The 14,600-nt window shown below is 74.6% G+C and carries 16 protein-coding genes; 10 read left to right on the top strand and 6 right to left on the bottom strand.

From position 1 onward, the window contains the following. Positions 1-11: 11 nt before the first annotated feature. Positions 12-548 (bottom strand): PadR family transcriptional regulator, encoded by a 537-nt coding sequence (locus A6F73_RS01075; RefSeq protein WP_063345994.1) that lies wholly within the window; start codon positions 546-548, stop codon positions 12-14. Positions 549-677: 129 nt separating this feature from the next. Between A6F73_RS01075 and A6F73_RS01070 the strand changes: the two genes are divergently transcribed. Both A6F73_RS01070 and A6F73_RS01065 read left to right on the top strand, forming a co-directional pair. Further along, positions 678-2,009, top strand: coding sequence for an MATE family efflux transporter (locus A6F73_RS01070; RefSeq protein ID WP_063345993.1), 1,332 nt, complete (start codon positions 678-680; stop codon positions 2,007-2,009). A gap of 37 nt (positions 2,010-2,046) precedes the next feature. Beyond that, entirely contained in the window at positions 2,047-2,574 is a 528-nt protein-coding gene (locus A6F73_RS01065; protein WP_107452797.1) for a DinB family protein, read from the top strand. Here A6F73_RS01065 and A6F73_RS01060 read toward each other — a convergent pair. Further along, positions 2,561-3,181: a TetR/AcrR family transcriptional regulator gene (locus tag A6F73_RS01060; RefSeq protein WP_063345992.1), complete on the bottom strand. Its 621-nt coding sequence runs from the start codon at positions 3,179-3,181 to the stop codon at positions 2,561-2,563. The two genes, A6F73_RS01065 and A6F73_RS01060, sit on opposite strands and share 14 nt — an antisense overlap. Before the next feature lie 74 nt (positions 3,182-3,255). Here A6F73_RS01060 and A6F73_RS01055 point away from each other — a divergent pair, with 74 nt between their 5' ends. Continuing rightward, positions 3,256-3,435 carry a hypothetical protein gene (locus tag A6F73_RS01055; protein WP_107452796.1) on the top strand — a complete coding sequence of 60 codons (180 nt, stop codon included), beginning with the start codon at positions 3,256-3,258 and terminating at the stop codon, positions 3,433-3,435. A gap of 143 nt (positions 3,436-3,578) precedes the next feature. Here the strand turns inward: A6F73_RS01055 and A6F73_RS01050 are convergent, their stop codons facing one another. Then, a complete protein-coding gene (locus A6F73_RS01050; protein WP_063350839.1) occupies positions 3,579-3,758 on the bottom strand; it encodes an antitoxin in 180 nt (59 codons plus the stop codon). Positions 3,759-4,043: 285 nt separating this feature from the next. Between A6F73_RS01050 and A6F73_RS01045 the strand changes: the two genes are divergently transcribed. Both A6F73_RS01045 and lpdA read left to right on the top strand, forming a co-directional pair. Then, positions 4,044-5,543, top strand: coding sequence for a M28 family peptidase (locus A6F73_RS01045; RefSeq protein ID WP_107452989.1), 1,500 nt, complete (start codon positions 4,044-4,046; stop codon positions 5,541-5,543). Between the two features lie 315 nt (positions 5,544-5,858). Beyond that, positions 5,859-7,265 carry a dihydrolipoyl dehydrogenase gene (gene lpdA, locus A6F73_RS01040; protein WP_063345990.1) on the top strand — a complete coding sequence of 469 codons (1,407 nt, stop codon included), beginning with the start codon at positions 5,859-5,861 and terminating at the stop codon, positions 7,263-7,265. A gap of 119 nt (positions 7,266-7,384) precedes the next feature. Here the strand turns inward: lpdA and A6F73_RS01035 are convergent, their stop codons facing one another. After that, on the bottom strand, positions 7,385-8,971 hold the full coding sequence (locus A6F73_RS01035; RefSeq protein ID WP_244293248.1) for an MFS transporter: 1,587 nt from the start codon (positions 8,969-8,971) through the stop codon (positions 7,385-7,387). A 114-nt stretch (positions 8,972-9,085) separates the two neighbouring features. Here A6F73_RS01035 and A6F73_RS01030 point away from each other — a divergent pair, with 114 nt between their 5' ends. The 3 genes from A6F73_RS01030 (at position 9,086) to thrS (ending at position 12,293) form a co-directional block, all read left to right on the top strand. Further along, entirely contained in the window at positions 9,086-9,955 is an 870-nt protein-coding gene (locus tag A6F73_RS01030; protein ID WP_063345989.1) for a helix-turn-helix transcriptional regulator, read from the top strand. Between the two features lie 120 nt (positions 9,956-10,075). Next, a complete protein-coding gene (locus tag A6F73_RS01025) occupies positions 10,076-10,798 on the top strand; it encodes a leucine-rich repeat domain-containing protein (protein WP_244293247.1) in 723 nt (240 codons plus the stop codon). 199 nt (positions 10,799-10,997) lie between these two features. Further along, complete coding sequence (thrS, locus tag A6F73_RS01020; protein WP_244293246.1) at positions 10,998-12,293, top strand: threonine--tRNA ligase; 1,296 nt, start codon at positions 10,998-11,000, stop codon at positions 12,291-12,293. Here the strand turns inward: thrS and A6F73_RS01015 are convergent. Continuing rightward, a complete protein-coding gene (locus A6F73_RS01015) occupies positions 12,287-12,697 on the bottom strand; it encodes a VOC family protein (protein WP_063345987.1) in 411 nt (136 codons plus the stop codon). The genes thrS and A6F73_RS01015 overlap by 7 nt on opposite strands. Before the next feature lie 95 nt (positions 12,698-12,792). Here A6F73_RS01015 and A6F73_RS01010 point away from each other — a divergent pair, with 95 nt between their 5' ends. Further along, entirely contained in the window at positions 12,793-13,308 is a 516-nt protein-coding gene (locus A6F73_RS01010; protein WP_079135332.1) for a MarR family transcriptional regulator, read from the top strand. 7 nt (positions 13,309-13,315) lie between these two features. On the opposite strand, the gene A6F73_RS01005 is transcribed toward A6F73_RS01010, so the two are convergent. Next, the gene (locus A6F73_RS01005; RefSeq protein WP_063345986.1) at positions 13,316-13,942 is read right to left on the bottom strand and encodes an NlpC/P60 family protein; all 627 of its coding nucleotides are present in this window, start codon (positions 13,940-13,942) and stop codon (positions 13,316-13,318) included. Between the two features lie 215 nt (positions 13,943-14,157). Here A6F73_RS01005 and A6F73_RS01000 point away from each other — a divergent pair, with 215 nt between their 5' ends. Next, positions 14,158-14,562, top strand: coding sequence for a RidA family protein (locus A6F73_RS01000; protein ID WP_063345985.1), 405 nt, complete (start codon positions 14,158-14,160; stop codon positions 14,560-14,562). The last annotated feature ends 38 nt before the right edge of the window (positions 14,563-14,600 follow it).

Genomic DNA, 14,600 nt, shown 5'->3' with positions numbered 1-14,600 from the left:
GGCCTCGCGGGTCAGTGCACCCGGCCGTCCAGCTCGGTGATGGTCTCCATCAGCCAGGCCCGCTCGGCCGCCGTGGAGGCCCGGGCGACGAGCAGCATGCCGCGCCGGAAGGGGTTCGGCTCCAGCTCGGCGGTGACCGCGCGGCCCTCGCCGTCGTAGAAGAAGCTGCTCGGCTCGTCCAGGAACGCCAGCCGGCGCCGGAGCACGGCCGCCTGCGCGGGCGGGTCGGCGAGGTGGTGCAGGAAGGCGGCGTGCGCGAAGAAGCGGATCTGGTCCGTGATCTCGGCCTGCTCCGGGTCGGCCAGCCGGCGCCGCAGCTCGGCCCGGCCCTCCTCGGTGAGCTCCAGCGTCTGGCGCGGTGCGGCCCCGGTGCCCGGTTCGGCGCGGCGGCGCAGCAGTCCGGCCTTCTCCAGCCTGGCGATGGCGGGGTAGAGCGCGCCGTCGCTGACCGGTCGGACGTGGCCGGTGAGGCCGGTGATCCGGGACTTGAGCTGGTAGCCGTGCAGCGGCTGGTCGTACAGGAAGCCGAGGATCGCGAGGGTCAGCACGGTCGAAGCCCTTTCGTCGGAGTGCGCCCTGTGGCGCGCCCCATGTTACCTCTTGTCGATGTGCCTCGATACGAGGTATCTCTATTCGAGGTGAGCCACCGGCAGGCGGTGGCGGAACGGGGAGGAAGCATGCACGGGCGTCCGTCGCGACGACTGGCCGCACTGGCCGGACCGGTCTACGTCGAACTGCTGTCCAACGTGATCGCCTCGGTGATCGGCACCTTCTGGGTGGCGGGCCTCGGCGGGGCGGCCGTCGCCGCCGTCACCCTGGCCGGCACCGTGGAGAACCTGCTGCTCGGGCTCGTCCTGGTGGTCGGCTCCGGCACCAGCGTGCGGCTCTCCCGCGCGCTCGGCGCCGGCCACCGGGACGACGCCGCCCGCACCACCCGCGCGGCCTGGCGGCTCTGCGCGGTGGGCAGCCTCGCGCTCGCAGTCCCCGGCTTCCTGCTGCGCGACCGCCTGGCCGGCGCCTTCCTGGACGGCGCCGCCGCCGCCCTCGCCGCCGACTACTTCACCGTCGCCTTCCCGGCGTTCGCCCTGTTCTCCGGCCAGCGCGTCGCCGACGAACTGTTCAAGGGCGCGGGCGACACCCGCACCCCGATGCGGATGGCCCTGCTGTCGAACGCGCTGCTGCTCGCCCTCGACCCGCTGCTCGTCCTCGGCGCCGGCCCGGTGCCCGCGCTCGGGGTGACGGGCGCCGCGCTGGCCCTGGCCGGCTCGCGGGCGGTCGCCCTCGCCGTCACCCTGCGGTTGCGGCCGCGGCTGCCCGCACCCCCCGGGGGAACCGGCGCGGCGGCTGGCCGGATCGTCCGCGCGGGAGCGCCGTTTGGCCTGGACTTCACCGCCCGGATGGCCGTCGGCACGGCCCAACTCGCCCTGGTCGCAGGCTTCGGCGTCGCGGCGGTGGCCGGGTACGGCATCGGCTACCGGGCCTTGCTGGTCGTCACCATGGCGTTCTACGCGCTCCGGCAAGCCGCCGCGATCGAGGCCGCCCGCCTCTGCGGCGCGGGCCGTGCCACCGAGTTGGGCGCGCTGCACCGCGCCACCGGACGCCTCGCCGCGCTCCTCGGCGCCGTCGCGGCGGTGCTGTCCGCGACGCTCGCCGCCCCGCTGACCGCGCTGTTCACCGACGACCCGGCGGTGGCCGGGCAGTCCGTCGGCTTCCTGCGGATGGCGGCGTTCTACCTGCTCCCGTACGCGCTGGTGGTCGCCCTCGGCGGGGTGCACCAGGCGGCGGGCGCCGGTCGGCCGCTGGTGCTCTCCGTGCTGCTCGGACTGGGCGCCCAACTCGCCGTCTCCGCGACCCTGTCGGGGCCGCTCGGGGTGACCGGGGTGTGGGTGGGGCCGGCCGTGGGCGCGGCCGTGCAGCTCGGCCTGCTGCTGCTCCTGGCCCGGCGCCGGGCCAGGCGGCCCGCGCCGTTGGCGGACCAGGGCGACCGGGCCCTGGAGCCGGTCGGATGATCGCCTCCGGTCGCCCGGCTGTGCCACAGTGGAGCCCATGGGACCGACACTCGACGGGCGGCCGCTGCCGTCCCCGCACGCGGACGAACGCGCCATGCTGGAAGGCTGGTTGGAGTTCCACCGGGCGACTCTCGTGCAGAAGGTCGCCGGGCTCGACGACCAGCAGGTCCGGCTGGCGGCCGTCCCGCCGTCGACGATGACGCTGCTCGGCCTGGTCCAGCACCTCGCCGAGGTCGAACGCACCTGGTACCAGCGGGTGCTGGCCGGCCGGGAGGCGCCGCCGCTGTACGGCGCGGACGGCGAGGGCGGCTACGCGCTCACCCCGGAGCGGGGGATGCCCGAGGCGCTGGCCGACTGGCGGGCGGAGGTCGAGCAGGGCCGCGAACTGACCGCCGCGGCGGCGCTGGAGGACACCGGACGCCTCTCCGAGCGGGCGGCGGCCGTGTTCGGCTCGGAGACCGTCTCGCTGCGCTGGATCCTGGTGCACCTGATCGAGGAGTACGCCCGCCACAACGGCCACGCGGACCTGCTCCGGGAGAGCATCGACGGCCTCACGGGCGTATGACGGCTCCCTGGGGGAGGGCCCCGGGGGCCGGGCCGAGGTGGGCGTCCAGGGCGGCGCGCAGCAGCGGTTCGACGTCCTCGCCGCCGATGATGAGCCGCAGGCTGCCCCAGGCGCGCAGTTGGGCTAGGCCGTGCAGGTTCGCCCACAGTGCGGCGGCCGCCGGTCCGGGATCGGTGGACTCCGGGCGGGCCTCGCCGACCAGGCGGGCGACGGTGTGGAACATCGGCAGGGTGGTGTGCCGCAGCTCGGCTCCACTGCCCTCCAGCAGGTCGTGACGGAACATCAGCTCGAACATGCCGGGGTTGGCCGCCGCGAAGCCGAGATAGGTACGGGCGAGCGCGTCGAGCCGGGTGCGGGGGGCCGCGCCGGTGGTGGCGGCCAGCGCGTCGGCGCCGGCCAGGGTGTCGGTGAGCCTGCCGAACCCGTGTCGCGCGATGGCGGCGAGCAGTTCGCGGTGGGTGGGGAAGTGGCGGCGGGGGGCTCCGTGCGAGACCCCCGCCTGCCGGGCGATCTCGCGCAGGCCGAGGGCGTGGACGCCCTCCCTGGCCACCAGTTCGACGCCGGCGGCCACCAGACGCGCGCGCAGGTCCTTCTCCTGATCGGTCATGGGCCTTGTCTACCAGGCCGCTGTAGACAGTGTCTACTCGCGTCGGCGCGGGCGCTCCGGGCAGAATCGGGGGCATGGACGAAGGCGGAGAGGCGGCCTGCTGGCTGGACCGGGTGTGCCCGGAGTGCGGGCGCCTGCGCGAGCGGCCCGGGCCGCAACCGTGCGAGAACTGCGGGGCCGGGAGCACGGACGGCGAGGCGGGGGCCCGGCAGCCCGCGGGGAAGGCCGAGGCCGCGCCGGAGCAGGACGGCTGACCGCAGGTCCAGGACGGCTCGGCCCCGGCTCGGAACGGCTGAACGCCGGCCCGGAACGCCTGAACCCCGGCCCGGAACAGCTGGGCCCCGGTGCGGCCGGGCGGGCCTGACCGGGGCCGCAGGCGTACGGCGGGTTCGGGCTGCTACTGCTGCGGCGGCTGGTCGCGGAACTGGTTCTTCGCCTGCTCCTGGGCGGCGTCCACCTGGCTGCTGTACTTGCCCTGGGTGCGCTCGTCGACGGCGTCCCCCGCCTTGTCGACGGCCCTGTCGGCCTGGTCCTCGTGGCCCTTCAACAGGCCCTTGAGCTTATCCAACATGGACATCTGGTCACGCTCCTGGAAGAGACGGCCCCACCCCTCCAGGATCACCGCCCCCGCCGCCGTCCGCATCCCGCGGCCGCGCGGCGGCCTTGGCAACGTGATGCCGGTCATGTCAAATCGGGAGTTCACGGACCGCCGGAAGGAGTCGCCTTGAAGCCACGAGCCCGCCGCCCGATCTCCCTGCCCCTCCGCCCGACCAGCCCGCTCGACCAGTCCACCCCGATACCGCACCAGCAGCGCCGGGGCCAGCGCCCGCGCACCGCCACCGTCCGGAGCGCGGGCGCCGCCCTGACCGTCGCCGCCCTGGCCGCCCCGCTGCTGCTGGCCGGGGCCGGCGGCGCGGCCGCCGACCCGGACCCGGCGCGCAGAGGCGAGCGGCTCGCCGCGCGCCTGGTCGAGGCCGCCGACGCCGAGAGCGCCCACGACACCCTGGCCGCGCTCCAGCGGATCGCCGACCGCAACGGCGGCACCCGGGTGGCCGGTTCGAAGGGGCACGACGAGTCCGCGCGCTACGTCTACGAGCAGGCCCGCCGGGCCGGGTTGAAGGTGTCCCGGCAGGAGTTCGAGTACATCTTCTTCGAGGCCCGCTCGGAGCGGCTGCAGGTGCTGTCCCCGCAGGCCGAGAGCATCCCGCTGATCGCCATGACGTACTCGCCCGGCGGCCCGGATGCCGGCCTGAACGCCGACCTGGCGGTCGTCCCGGTCATCGCCGCGACCGGCTGCGCGCCCACCGACTACCCGGTCGGCGCGTTCACCGGTCGGATCGCGCTGATCCAGCGCGGCGGCTGCGGCTTCGCCGTCAAGCAGGCCGCGGCCGCGACGGCCGGCGCGGTGGGCGCGATCATCTACAACAACACCGAGGGCGACCTCAACGGCACCCTCGGGGACCCTGCGGCCGGCAGGATCCCCGTCGGCGGGATCACCCGGGCCGCCGGGGAGGCGCTGGCCGCGAAGGCCGCCGCCGGCCAGGTGCGGCTGAACCTCGACATCCGCACCTTCATGGAGCCGCGCAAGACCTGGAACGTCATCGCCGAGACCAGGGGCGGAGACCCGGCCGACACCGTGATGGTCGGGGCGCACCTGGACTCCGTCCCGGCCGGGCCCGGCATCAACGACAACGGCTCCGGGGCGGCGGGCATCCTGGAGGTCGCGCGCAACCTGACCGTCCACCCGGTGAAGAACAAGGTCAGGTTCGCCTGGTGGTCCGCCGAGGAGTTCGGCCTCAAGGGCTCGGAGGCGTACGTGAAGTCGCTCTCCGAGGCGGACCGGAAGAAGGTCAGGCTCTACCTCAACTTCGACATGATCGCCTCTCCCAACTACGCGCAGTTCGTCTACGACGGCTCGGGCAGCACCGGCGGCGGCGCCGGCCCCGAGGGCTCGGCGCAGATCGAGCGGGACCTCACCGGGTACCTGGACGGCCGGGGCCTGCCGCACGAGCCGACCGCCTTCAACGGCCGCTCCGACTACGGCCCGTTCATCGACGCGGGCATCCCGGCCGGCGGCACCGACACCGGCGCCGAGGTGGTCAAGTCGCCGGCGCAGGAGGAGCGTTACGGCGGCACGGCGGGCGTGGCCTTCGACGCCTGCTACCACAAGGCCTGCGACGGCTTGAAGAACATCGACATGGACGCCTTCGACGTCAACATCGATGTGATCGCGCATGCCGTCGGCACCTACGCCTGGGACCTCTCCTCGCTGAACCGGCCCGTGCCGCCGCAGCACCCCGCCGGCCAGGCGGGTGGCGGCGGCGGTATGAGCGGGGGCCACGCCCACGAGGTGACGGCCTGATGCCCGGGTGGGCCCGCTGCCGTCCTCGGGCGGCGGGCCCACCCGCCCCACCCGCCGGCTCCGCCGCGCTCGTCCGCCATTCGGCCCCTCCTCCCGCTCGCACCCCCGGACCTCACCCCGGACCTCAGCCCGGGCCTCGCCCCTGCCCGGCGAGGTTGCGAGCACCGTAGCCGAGGGCACTGACAATTCGGCCCCGGGCCGGGTACGGTGCCGCGCGGAGCGCATCCGCCGAGACCCGGTGGGTGCGTCGAACCCGGTCCTGACACCATGGGACCGAGATCACGAGACCGTGACACCCTCGGAGGAGTCAGCAACATGAGCACGCACTACGACGTCGTCGTCCTCGGCGCCGGCCCCGGCGGCTACACCGCCGCCGTCCGCTCCGCTCAGCTCGGCCTGAAGACCGCCGTCATCGAGGCCAAGTACTGGGGCGGCGTCTGCCTGAACGTCGGCTGCATCCCCTCCAAGGCCCTGCTGCGCAACGCCGAGCTCGCCCACATCTTCACCAAGGAGGCCAAGACCTTCGGCATCAAGGTCGAGGGCCAGGTGACCTTCGACTTCGGCGAGGCCTTCCGTCGCAGCCGGTCGGTGGCCGACGGCCGGGTCAAGGGCGTCCACTACCTGATGAAGAAGAACGGCATCACCGAGTACGACGGCTGGGGCACCTTCGTCGACGACCACACCCTCCAGGTCGCGCTCAGCGGCGGCGGCTTCGACGTCGTCACCTTCGACCACTGCGTCATCGCCGCCGGTGCCACCACCCGGCTGCTGCCCGGCACCAGCCTGAGCGACCGGGTGGTCACCTACGAGGAGCAGATCCTCACCGAGCAGCTGCCGGAGAGCATCATCATCGCGGGCGCCGGCGCGATCGGCGTCGAGTTCGCGTACGTGCTGCACAACTACGGCGTGAAGGTCACCATCGTCGAGTTCCTGGACCGCGTGGTGCCGCTGGAGGACGTCGAGGTCTCCACCGAACTGGCCAAGCAGTACCGCAAGCTCGGCATCGAGGTGCTCACCTCCACCCGGGTCGAGTCGATCGACGACAGCGACCCGAACGCCAAGGTCAAGGTCACCGTCACCAGGGACGGTCAGCAGCAGGTGCTGGAGGCCGACAAGGTGCTCCAGGCGATCGGCTTCGCGCCGCGTGTCAACGGCTACGGCCTGGAGAACGCCGGCGTCAAGCTGACCGACCGCGGCGCCATCGCGGTGGACGGCCGCGGCCGCACCAGCGCCGGGCACATCTTCGCGATCGGCGACGTGACGGCCAAGCTGATGCTCGCGCACGCCGCCGAGACGATGGCCGTGATCGCCGCCGAGACCATCGGCGGGGCGGAGACCATGGAGGTCGACTTCGCCATGATCCCGCGCGCCACCTACTGCCAGCCGCAGATCGCCTCCTTCGGCTACACCGAGGCGCAGGCCCGCGAGCTGGGCCACGACGTCAAGGTCGCCAAGTTCCCGTTCACCGCCAACGGCAAGGCGCACGGCCTCGGCCACCCGATCGGCTTCGTCAAGGTCATCAGCGACGCCAAGTACGGCGAGCTGCTCGGCGCCCACCTGATCGGCCCCGAGGTCACCGAGCTGCTGCCCGAGCTGACCCTGGCCCAGCAGTGGGACCTCACCGTCCATGAGGTGGCCCGCAACGTGCACGCCCACCCCACCCTCGGCGAGGCGGTCAAGGAGGCCATCCACGGCCTCGCCGGCCACATGATCAACATGTGACGCGCACCGCATGACGGCAGGGCCCGCCCGACCTCCCGGGCGGGCCCTGCCGCTTTCCGGCGGCCCTGGCCCCGGCTCCGACGGCGGAGGCGGTCCCGGGCCCCGGCTCCGACGGCGGATCAGGCCGACCCGTCCGGCGCCAGGGCGAGGTAGGTGAGCACCGCGCCGAGGGCGGACAGCGCGGCGAGGACCAGCCCGAGGACGTGCAGGGCGTCGGTGAACCCGGCGGCCAGGGCGGCCTGGTGCGCCGCGGCCACCCTGCCCTGGACGGCCTGCCCCGCGAGCTGCGCCGCCTCGTCGGCGGCGAGGCCGCTGCCGCCCAGGTGCGCGGCGGTCAGCGTGCTGAGCAGCGCGGCGGCCCCGGAGACGGCCACGGACTCCCCGGTGATCCGCATCGTGTTGAAGACGCCCGCGGCGGCCCCGGCGTGCTCGGCGGGGACGGTCCCGACGGCCGCGTCGTCCATCACCCCGAAGGCCAGCCCGACCCCGGCCCCGAACGGCAGCAGCGGCACCGCCAGCGCGAGCCACGACCCGTCGCCGCGCACCGTCACCAGCAGCAGGGAGCCCGCCGCGATCAGCGCGGAGGCCGCGGTCAGCACCGCCCGGACGGAGACGGCGGCGGCGAGGCGCCCGGCCACCAACGGCAGCAGGAGGACGGGCGCCGTCATCGGCAGCAGGAGCAGACCGCTGGTCAGGACGCTCCTGCCACCCACACCCTGGAGGTAGGCCGGGAGGTAGACCAGCAGCACGACGAACCCCAGGGTGACGGTGAACGGCTGGCACACCACGGCGAGGAACTCGGGCCTGCGGAACAGCCGGACGTCGACCATGGCGCGCCCGGCCCGGCGGACCTCCACCCCGGCGAACAGGACCAGCAGCAGCACCGCGCCCGCCAGCGGCAGCAGCGTGCCCGGCGCCGTCCAGCCGGCGGTGCCGGCCTGCACGAGCGCGTACGACAGCGCGGCGAGCCCGCCGGTGAAGCAGACCACCCCGGGCAGGTCGATCCCGGGGTGGTCCGGGTTGCGGGACTCCGGGGCCCGGGTGGCGCACAGCCACGCGGGCAGGGCCAGGACGGCGACGAGCAGGAAGACCGACCGCCAGCCGGCCGCCTCCACCAGCAGGCCGGCGGCCGGCGGCCCGATCGCCAGGCCGGTGCCGAAGGAGGTGCCGAGGATCCCGAAGGCGAGCCGTCGGCGCCGCCCGGAGGTGGACTGGGCCAGGACCGCCGCGCCCGCCGCCAGCACGGCGGCCGCCCCGCACCCCTGCACCGCCCGGGCGGCGTCGGCCACGGCCATCGACGGCGCGAGCGCCACCACCGCGGACAGCGCGCCGACCAGTGCGATCCCCGACAGCAGCACGCGCCGCCGGCCGATCCGGTCCGCGAGGCCGCCGGCCGCCAGCGGCAGCGCGGCGAAGGTGAGGTTGAAGGCGTTCAGCATCCACTGGGCGGCGCCCACCGAGGAGCCCAGCTGCGCGGTCATGCCGGGCAGCGCCACGGCGGCCCCGGTCACCGAGAACGGCAGCATCATGCTGGCGCAGCCGACCGCGGTGACGGTCGCCCAGTAGCCACCCGGACCACCGTCCGTACGCGGTGGGGGAGCGGCCGTGCCCGCCGGGTGCTCGGTCCGGGGCGGCGCGGCGCGGCGGGCGCCTTCGGGACGGGCGCCTTCGGGACGGGCGTCGTCGAGGCGGGGAGAAGCAGTCATGGCCCCGATCGTTCGCGGGCGCCGCCGCCGGATGAAGAGAGCCCCGTTCCCTGGGTGTGACAGGGCCACCCTCCGTCCCCCGCACCCCCGGCCGGGCGCCCCATACTGGAACGCATGGCCGAACCGATCACGCTCGCCGCCAGCCTCGGCGACTACCTGCGCACCCGGCGGGCGCTGGTGTCACCCGCGCAGGCGGGGCTGCCGCCGACCGGACGCCGCCGGGTGCCCGGCCTGCGGCGCGAGGAGGTCGCCGAACTGGTCGGCCTCAGCACCGACTACTACGTCCGGCTGGAACAGGGCCGCGCCGAGCGCCCGTCCGACGAGGTGCTCGACGCGCTCGGCCGCGCCCTGCGGCTCGGCCCCGCCGAGCGCGCCCACCTGTACGACCTGGCCCGCCCGCCCCGCCGCTCGGCGGCCAGGACGGCGGGCGCCGGACGGGACGGCGACGCCCTGCGCCCCGCCCTGCGGCGGGTCGTGGAGGCGATGCCGACCACCCCCGCGCTGATCATGAACGACCGCAACGACGTCCTGGCGTGGAACCGGCTGGCCGCCGCGCTGATCGCCGACTTCCCCGAACTCCCGCCGCGCGAACGCAACCTGGCCCGACGGATCTTCCTCGACCCGGGCGCGCCGGACGTCCACCTCGACTGGGAGGACGCCGCGCGCACCACCGTCGGCATCCTGCGGATGGCCTCCGGCCGGCACCCGCACGACCCCGAACTCGTGCGCCTGATCGGCGAACTGGCACTTGGCAGCGCCGACTTCCGCCGGCTGTGGGCCGGCCACCACGTGCACGAGAAGACCCACGGCCCCAAGCGCCTGCGGCACCCCGTGGTCGGCGACGTGACGCTCGACTACGAGACCTTCCAGGCGCCCGGCGCCGCGCGCCACCTCCTGGTCGTCTACACGGCCGCCCCCGGGAGCCCGGCCGAGGAGGCGCTCGCCTTCCTCGGCGGCTTCACGGCCGCCGCCCCGGGCAGGTGAGCCGGGGCCGCCCGGTACCAGCAGCGCCTCCCGGCCGGGGTGCGGCGCTGCCCGGTGGTCCAGCGGGGCGGGGAGGGCGAGGGGCGCGGGGACGGGCGCGCGGACGGGACAATGGCGGGTGTGACAGACGTGACGCTGAACCTCTGGCGCCGGCCCCTCGGCGCGGTGCCGGCCGAGGTGTGGGACCGGACCGATCTGACCGTGCTCATCCTCGCCGAGACCGGCCTGACCGAACTGCCGCCCGAGGTCGGCAGGTTGCGACAGCTGCGCACCCTCGACCTCGGACACAACCGGCTCACCGGCGTGCCCGCCGAACTGGGCGAGCTGACCGGGCTCGCCGACTTCCTCTACCTGCACGACAACGCGCTGACCGCGCTGCCGGCCGCGCTCGGCCGCCTCACCGCGCTGCGCTACCTCAACCTCGGCGACAACCGGATCACCGAACTCCCCTCCGCCATCGGCGAGATGACCGCCCTGGTAGAGCTGCGCGCCCAGCGCAACCGGCTCACCGCGCTGCCCGACCGCCTCGGCGAACTGACCGCCCTGCGTGAACTCTGGCTGTGCGGGAACGACTTGACCACCCTGCCGGACACCTTCGGCGGCCTCACCGCACTGCGCGAACTCGAACTGCGGGACAACGCGCTCGCCGAGGTCCCGCCGGTGCTCGCCGGGCTGCCGCTGCTGCGCCGGCTCGACCTGCGGGGCAACCGGATCACCGAACTGCCGCACTGGCTGGCCGAACTGCCCGCACTGGAGAAGCTGGACCTGCGGTGGAACGAGGCGCGCCCCTCGCCGCGGCTGCTCGCCGCGCTCGACGCGCGCGGCTGCGCCGTCCTGTTCTGAGCGGCCGCGGATAAAGATCACCACAGCGGTCGGTGCCCTGTTATCGTGGATCGCATGAAGCGCGCTGCACTCGCCACGACGACGCCGGAGAGAGTCCCGGTGCGCTGACTGCTGACCTAGTCCGAAGCCCCGGGGCGAGTGCCCCGGGGCTTCGCCGTTTCCGGACCACTCGCCCGCCGACCCGAGTGGAGACCACCCCATGCACAACCGCGCCATGCACGACCACCCCATGCACGACCGCGCCGCGCACGACCACCGCAAGCTCGGCCGCGAACTCGACCTGTTCGACACCGACCCGCTGATGGGCTCCGGCCTGCCCTACTGGCTGCCAGACGGCGCCGCGATCCGGCACACCCTGGAGGAGTTCATCCGCGAGCGCGAGCGGCGGGCCGGCTACCGCCACGTGTACTCGCCGGTGCTCGGCAAGCGCGAGCTGTACGAGATCTCCGGCCACTGGGCGCACTACCGCGACGACATGTTCCCACCCATGGAACTGGGCTCGGAGGAGATGGTGCTCCGGCCGAGCCTGTGCCCGCACCACGCCCTGATCTACCGCTCCCGGCCCCACAGCTACCGGGAACTCCCGCTGCGCATGGCCGAGTTGGGCGGCATGTACCGCTCCGAACTGTCCGGCGTGCTGGGCGGGCTGACCAGGGTCCGGGCGATCCAGCTGAACGACGCGCACGTGTTCTGCACCCCGGAGCAGGCCGCCGACGAGGCCGTCGCCGCACTGGAGCTGATCCGCGCGGCACACCGCGCGCTCGGCATCGAACCGGTCCGCTACCGGCTCTCGCTGCCCGGCGCGGGCGGCAAGTACGTGGCGGATCCGGCCCTCTGGGAACGGGCCACCGCGCTGCTCACCGACGTGCTGGAACGATCCGGCGTGCCGTTCGAGGCGGCGGAGGGCGAGGCCGCCTTCTACGGGCCGAAGATCGACGTGCAGATCGCCGACGGCGCCGGGCGCGAGTTCACCCTCTCCACCGTGCAGATCGACTTCCACCAGCCCGAGCGCTTCGGCTTGCACTACATCGGCCCGGACGGCGCGAAGCACCGGCCGGTGATGGTCCACCGCAGCGTGATCGGCAGCGTGGAGCGGGTGGTCGCCCACCTGATCGAGCTGTACGGCGGCGCGTTCCCGGCCTGGCTGGCCCCGGCGCAGGTGGTGCTGCTGCCGGTCTCCGAGGGCGAACTGCCGCAGGCCGAGCGGCTCCGGCAGCGCTGCCTCGACCTCGGGCTGCGCGCCGAGGTCGCCGGGCCCGAGCACGGCAGCCTGGGCGCCCGGATCCGGGCGGCGCGCCTGGTGCCGTACCAGGCCGTGATCGGGGCCAAGGAGGCCGTGGACGACCGGGTCGCGCTGCGGCTGCGGGACGGCCGCCGACTCGAACCGCTGCCCGCGGAGGAGGCCTGGGCCAGGATCGGCGCACTGGTGGCGGCGTGCAGCGCCGACCTCTGGGCGGACGACCCCGCGCGCCGACCGGGCGGGGCGGGTCAGTAGGACTGGAGCTCGATCAGGTGGCCGTCCGGGTCCCGCAGGTGGGCGCTGCGCAGGTTGGGGCCCCACTGCGGCCGGTCGGTCGGGCCGACGACCGGGGTGCCGCCGTGCCGCAGGCAGAGGGCGAACGCGTCGTCCACGGAGGCCACCCGGAAGACCAGCATCGCGGCGTCCTGGGCGGGGGCGGCCGGGCGTTCGGGCAGGCCGGTGGTGCCCAGGGCGGCGGCCATCGCGGCGCGGTCGAAGAGCACCAGGACGGCCTGCCCGTCGACGTCCCAGTTGGCGTAGGGGCCGCCGGCGCCGCCCTTGACCAGGGCGGCGCCGGTGAGGGGCGGCAGGACCGCCCGGTAGAACCGGAAGCACTCGGCGAAACGGGTCACGAGCAGGCGGGGGTACAGGGCGTCCACGGTCGAAGCTCCCGGGCTCGAGGATTCATCGGGTCGGATCAGTCCGATATTAGTGGGTCGACACCCACTATAGGGACGGACCCTAGACTGACGCCATGGCCCCCGAACCCCTGCTCCCCAAACCCCCGCTGGCCGCCCCCTCCCTGGCCGCTCCCTCCCTGCCGCCGACGCTGCTCGACCTCAGTACCTACCTGCTCTCCCGGATCGGCCGGACGGCACGGGGGCGCCTCGCCGAGCAGCTCGCCGAACACGGCCTGCGGCTCTGGGACATGGCCGTGCTGGCCGCGCTCGCCGACTTCGGGCCGCACGCCCAGCGGGACCTGGTCCAGCGGCTGGGCATCGACCCGAGCGACCTCGCCAAGGTCGCCGACCAGCTGGCCGCCGCCGGGTACGTCGAGCGCGTCCGCGACCCGGCGGACCGGCGGCGGGTCTCGGTGTCGGTCACCGACGCCGGGCGCGCGCTGCTCGCGGAGCTGGACGCCCGGGCGCGCACGGTACAGGACGAGGTGCTGGCGTTGCTGGACGCGCGGGAGCGGCAGCTGCTGCATGGCCTGCTGCTGCGCGTCCACCAGGGCCAGGGCCAGGGGCCGGGGGAGCGGCGCGGCCTCTGAGGCCCGCTCAGCCGGCCGGCCCGGGGCGGCGGGCACCGGCGAACTCGCCGGCCCAGCGCGGGACGTCGAGGGCGTGCTCGACCCGGGCGACCAGCGTCCCGGTGCGCTCGGCGTGGATCATCGCGCCGTCGCCGACGTGGATGCCGACGTGGTGCAGCGGCGCGTCCGGGCGGGAGAAGAACAGCAGGTCGCCCGGGGCGAGGGCGTCACGCTCCACCGGGGCGCTGCGGTGGAACTGGGCGACGGTGTAGTGCCCGAGCTCGACGGTGCCGTGGCTGGCCCGGTACCAGCAGTAGAGGGACAGGCCGCTGCAGTCGAAGCCGACCGTGCTCTCGCCCAGGCAGACGCCGTCCAGGTAGCCGTTCTCGTCGTCGCAGAAGCCGAGGCTCGCCCCCAGCCGGTCGCCGCCGCCCCAGGCGTACGGCACGTCGAGCTGGGCGGTGGCCACCTCGGCGACCCGGCGGCCCAGGGCGGCGGACGCGACCACGGGGGTATCCGACCGGGCCGTTGATGTCGCCGTCGCCATCGCGGCCGGGGTGAGGGCCGGGGCGAGCCCCGCCCCGAGTGCCAGGCCCAGCATCCGGCGTCGGCGGACCCCGGAGGCCTCGTCGCGGTACGGGGGTCGGGATTCCATGGGGGACCTCCTGGTGTCGGCGCGGCGTCGACCCGCGCGGGTGGCGGCCACCAGGATTCCGGCCGGGCGGGTCGGCTCGCCATCACCCGCAACGGTGAATCGTGGACGCAACGGCCCTGTGGTGGACGGGGCCGCGCTGGTAAATGGTTTGACGGTCGCTCAGGAGAGGCCAACGATGGGCGCAAACGTTCGGCCACGACCCTTTGGAGTGCCCCTTGAACAGCGCAGTCAAGCTGATCCGCAGCTCCCGCCTCACCCCGGCCGTCGACTACGCCTATGCGGCCCTGGTCGAGGCCCCGGCCCGTTCGCTCTGGCTCGCCGGCGCCTGCCCGCTCGACGCCGAGGGGCGGACGGTCGCCGTCGGCGACTACGTGGGCCAGGCGCACCAGGTGATGCGGAACCTGATAACCGCGCTGGAGGACGCCGGCGCCGGGCTGACGGACGTCGCGCGGACGACGGTGTACGTGGCCTCCGCCGACCAGGCCGACCTGGTCGCGGTGTGGGACGTGTACCGCGCCTACATGGGGGAGCACGACGCCCCCAGCACGTTGCTGGGAGTGTCGGTGCTCGGCTACCACGACCAGCTGGTGGAGGTGGAGGCGGTGGCCGTCCTGCCGTGACGCCTTCCGGCCCTCGGGTGTCCAAATGAGGAAACCGA

This window comes from Streptomyces sp. MJM8645 (assembly GCF_001625365.1).
GTDB lineage: Bacteria > Actinomycetota > Actinomycetes > Streptomycetales > Streptomycetaceae > Kitasatospora.
Note: the sequence above shows the minus strand (reverse complement) of the source record. Positions and strands in the feature narration are given on the sequence as shown.